This is a genomic window from Bradyrhizobium sp., assembly GCF_019242285.1.
Classification (GTDB): Bacteria; Pseudomonadota; Alphaproteobacteria; order Rhizobiales; family Xanthobacteraceae; genus Bradyrhizobium.
Genome location: NZ_JAFAVV010000071.1, coordinates 1 through 3,943 on the forward strand (window position 1 = coordinate 1; position 3,943 = coordinate 3,943).

5 protein-coding genes are annotated in these 3,943 nt (G+C 62.9%); 4 read left to right on the top strand and 1 reads right to left on the bottom strand.

Annotated elements, in window-relative coordinates; all coding sequences use genetic code 11:
• Positions 1-355: 355 nt before the first annotated feature.
• Positions 356-649: an antibiotic biosynthesis monooxygenase gene (locus tag JOY90_RS03025; protein ID WP_291689688.1), complete on the bottom strand. Its 294-nt coding sequence runs from the start codon at positions 647-649 to the stop codon at positions 356-358.
• Positions 650-844: 195 nt separating this feature from the next.
• Here JOY90_RS03025 and JOY90_RS03030 point away from each other — a divergent pair, with 195 nt between their 5' ends.
• The 4 genes from JOY90_RS03030 to JOY90_RS03045 all read left to right on the top strand — a co-directional run.
• Positions 845-1,408, top strand: a complete 564-nt coding sequence (locus JOY90_RS03030) for a DinB family protein (RefSeq protein ID WP_291689689.1) — start codon at positions 845-847, stop codon at positions 1,406-1,408.
• 204 nt (positions 1,409-1,612) lie between these two features.
• Complete coding sequence (locus JOY90_RS03035) at positions 1,613-2,074, top strand: hypothetical protein (RefSeq protein ID WP_291689690.1); 462 nt, start codon at positions 1,613-1,615, stop codon at positions 2,072-2,074.
• Positions 2,075-2,454: 380 nt separating this feature from the next.
• Positions 2,455-3,147: a response regulator transcription factor gene (locus JOY90_RS03040; RefSeq protein ID WP_291689691.1), complete on the top strand. Its 693-nt coding sequence runs from the start codon at positions 2,455-2,457 to the stop codon at positions 3,145-3,147.
• Positions 3,134-3,943 (top strand): HAMP domain-containing protein (locus tag JOY90_RS03045; RefSeq protein ID WP_367276871.1); only part of this gene is annotated, 810 nt, incomplete at its 3' end. The genes JOY90_RS03040 and JOY90_RS03045, both read left to right, overlap by 14 nt.

A 3,943-nucleotide genomic window follows, 5' to 3' on the forward strand; every position in this document is an offset into this window, starting at 1 on the left:
AGAATATCATTGGCGGGCAGATTTACCAGGGAGAGCCCACGGTGAATTGCCGCGCGTGGCGCCACTGCGAGATGACTCGCGAATCCATGCTGCAAGTCTCCCGAAAGCTTTCGGAGAAGTTACTCCAGTGAAGTCGGAGCGCCCATCGGCGTGAGGCCGATAGGCTGCCTGGAAAACAAGCGGTTGGGTGCACCCGCCGCCGCGAAATCCTGATCTGCGACATCAGCCTCTCGGGGGCGCCAACCGGCCCAAGCCTCTTGCGCTTGGGCTATCGCCGCACGCGAACGGCCGAGATTCGAGCGACCGTGACCGCAGTTCTCGCGATCAGGCTTCTTGCCGTCCGCGATGAATGCCGTCACGCCAGCGTGTGCACGATCACCGGACCTGCGACCGCCATGGCCGGGCCGGCCAGCAGCGGCGTCAAGTTCTGCTCGCCCCAGGCCAGCGCGCGCCGGTTGGCCTCTTCCGCCTGTTCGTATTTGTTGAAGATGCTGATCGCGGTCACGGTGTCGTCGCCCGCATAGACCACGTAATAGGCCATGAAGCCGTCGACGTCGCTGATGATCGGGATGGCCCCCTCCTTGATCCGGCGCGCCAATTCCTCGGCGGTGCCGGCCCTTGCCTTGGCCTGACGGATCGCGGCGTACATGAGATCCTCCTTGCGGCTGCGGCGCTGTGGCGCGCCCAGAGGCCGATTCTACGCCATCGTCCGCGACGACACCATCGGTGGCCGTCTGCTGTCCCGATCATTCCGGCGAGGCCGTCGGCGAAACAGCCTTGTCCGCCATCCCCCGGCAGGCTGAAATGCACTCCGCCCCGACGATCCGCCTCACGGAGAGCCAACATGCCCGCCGGCCTGATCCAGACCTATCGCGCTTTCGCCCATAACAACGCCTGGGCCAACGAGCGATTGCTCACGGCGTGCGCCGGCCTGAGCCAACTGGAATTCGAAGCCGGGCGGACCGGCTTCTTCCCGAGCCTGCAGAAGACGCTGAACCACATCCATGTCATCGACCTCTTCTACGTCGACGCGCTGGAAGGCGGCTGGCTCGGGCCCAAAGCGTGGGAGAACGAGGTGCCCTATCCGTCGGCGGCGGCGCTGAAGCCGGCGCAGGCCGCGGTCGACCGCCGCCTGATCGCACACTGCGATGCGTTGACACAAGAAGCACTCGACGGCATCGTGCGGGTCAACCGCGACACCAGCGTGCAGGCCGAGCGGCGCGACCGTCTCTTGATGCACCTGTTCCAGCACCAGATCCATCATCGCGGCCAGGCCCATGCGATGCTGTCCGCAACATCCGTCGCGCCGCCGCAGCTCGATGAGTTCTTCGCAGCCGGCGAAGCGCCGCTCCGGGCCGGCGAGTTCGCGCGGCTCGGCTGGAGCGAGGAGACGATATGGGGACGATGACGACCATGGACACAGACGATCGGACTGCGCAAGCACGCAACTCCGACGACACGTGCGGATGCCTGATCCACGCGAACAGGCGACGCTAACATCAGTGTCAGAAACTGTCGCCTTAGTCATTTGAAATTTTACGATGAATTGGGCTTCCTAATGTCCTTCCCGGCGACGGGCCCTGTCGCCGCGATCAGCGAAGGAGATTGGGACATGAGCAACAGACTGTTCAGATATTTCGGCACGGGAGTGCTTGCGGCTACGCTCGCGCTTGCATCGCCGGCCCTTGCCTTTCATGGCGGCGGCGGCGGCATGCATGGCGGCATGGGAGGTGGGATGCATGGTGGCGGCATGGGGGGAATGCACATCGGCGGCATGGGAGGCGGCATGAGAGGCGGTCCGGGCTTCGCGGCTGCGCCGTTTTCGCACGCAGCATTCTCGCCCTCCGCTTCACACTTCTCGTTCCACGGGCGGGACAACTTCCATCGCTTTGGATTCCGCGACCGGGATGACTTCCGCCACCATTTCTTCCATCGTCGCTTTCATCGCTTCGCGTTCTTCGGCGCGCCGTTTCTTTACGCCGACTACGGTTACTACGATGGCTGCTGGCGCAGGACGTGGACATCCTATGGACCGCAGTGGGTCAACGTCTGCGGAGACTACGGCTACCAGTGATCCGATTGTGACATTCGCATCCCACCGCGACGGGCAGTTCTGCGAATGTCGGAAGAGAACGACTGGCGATCTATTGATGCCAGTGGCGCCCTGGATTTGACGTTCGCCTGCGAGACCTCGCCGGTTGCGAACGTCAAATCCGCTGCACCGGGGAGCGGAATTCGGGTTTGACATCACCGCAGCGACTTGTGGAGGTCCTGACGCAGACATCCGCGCCTGAGGTGAGCGAACCACATCGCTGTGATGATCGTCATGGGGCATTTTCCGGCGACGTGAAACTGGATAGGCTGGTGCGCGCACTCCGAAGTCGCAACCGAACTTGCTGCGACAGGATGCGAGCTTCGGAATCGGGGCACCGATTGCGGTGTTGGAGAAAGACCATGACGGGAGGTTATCGCCGCGTTCTGGTCGTTGAGGACGACCCGGAGACCGCCGGCCAGCTGGAAGAGCAACTCACGACCAGCGGCTACGAGGTGGATCTCGCCTGCAACGGCGCCGAAGCACTGAGCCACGCCGCCAGCTGCGACTATGCGGTGATCACGATCGACCGCATGCTTCCGGACATCGACGGCATCGCGGTGATGCGTCACCTGCGTGATGGCGGCGTCGCCGCGCCCTTCTTGATCATCAGCGCGCTCGGAGAAGTCGACGACAAGGTGCGCGGCCTGCGCGCCGGAGGCGACGATTATCTCGTCAAGCCATTCTCCTACGTGGAGCTTCTGGCGCGCCTCGAGGCGCTCGGCCGACGCAGCGATACCGTCGTCAAGGAGACCATCCTGCGGGTCGGCGACCTCGCCATCGATCTGATCGCACGGACCGCCAGCCGGCGCGGCAAGGAAATCCTGCTCCTACCCCGGGAGTTCCAGCTTCTGGAATATCTGGCGCGCAACGCAGGCCGCGTCGTTTCGCGCGCGATGCTGCTACAGCATGTCTGGGACCTGCATTTCGATCCTTCGACGAACATCATCGATGTCTATGTCGGACGCTTGCGCCGCAAAGTCGACGACCAGCAGACCTATCCGCTGATTCATACGGTTCGCGGTATCGGGTACTGTCTCCGTGCTGCTGGCTAAGACTTTCGCGTCGTCGACGTTCAAGCTGGCGCTGATTGCGATCGGGTCATTCGGTGTGATCGTGTCCGCCATCTTCGCCTACGTCTATCTGGCGACAGCCTCCTATGTGCGCAGCAGGTCGGATCGCGCCATTATCACCGAATATTTGGGCCTGCGGGATGCCCATCAACATGTTGGGCGCGACGAACTGATCGACCTCATTCGAAAACGGATGGCCGACAAGAGCTTTGCCGATGGCGTGTATCTGCTGGTCGATTCCTCGTTGGTGCCGCTCGCCGGCAACCTCCGGGAATGGCCGCAGGCGGCCACCGCACCTTCGGGATGGACGGAATTTCGCGCGACCCCGTTGCCGGATTCGGCAAGCAAGCCGCTCGTGCGGGCCGTCCTCGAAACGTTCCCGGGCGGCGATCGGTTGCTGGTCGGGCGGGACATCAGCGACCTCGACAACTTGACGGCCGAGATCAAGACGGCGGTGATCTTGGGCGCCCTCTTGATACTCGTGCTTGCGGGGCTCGCAAGCGCTCTGGTGACACGACGAACCGTGGGACGAATCGAAGCGATCAACGCCACCAGCCGGGCCATCATGCTCAGCGGTCTCGACCAGCGTATCCCGTTGCGAGGCACCAGGGACGAATGGGACCGGGTTGCGGAAAACCTCAATCTGATGCTGGATCGAATAGAAACATTGATGGGCGAGGTCAAACAAGTAAGCGATAATGTTGCGCATGATCTGCGGACACCGCTGACGCGAATGCGCGGGCGGCTGGAGAAGGCTTATCACGGCGAACGCATCGGC

Bases quoted from the DNA above. Each gene is read 5' to 3' on its own strand.
- JOY90_RS03025 (WP_291689688.1), bottom strand. From the start codon at position 649: ATGTACGCCGCGATCCGTCAGGCCAAGGCAAGGGCCGGCACCGCCGAG.
- JOY90_RS03030 (WP_291689689.1), top strand. From the start codon at position 845: ATGCCCGCCGGCCTGATCCAGACCTATCGCGCTTTCGCCCATAACAAC.
- JOY90_RS03035 (WP_291689690.1), top strand. From the start codon at position 1,613: ATGAGCAACAGACTGTTCAGATATTTCGGCACGGGAGTGCTTGCGGCT.
- JOY90_RS03040 (WP_291689691.1), top strand. From the start codon at position 2,455: ATGACGGGAGGTTATCGCCGCGTTCTGGTCGTTGAGGACGACCCGGAG.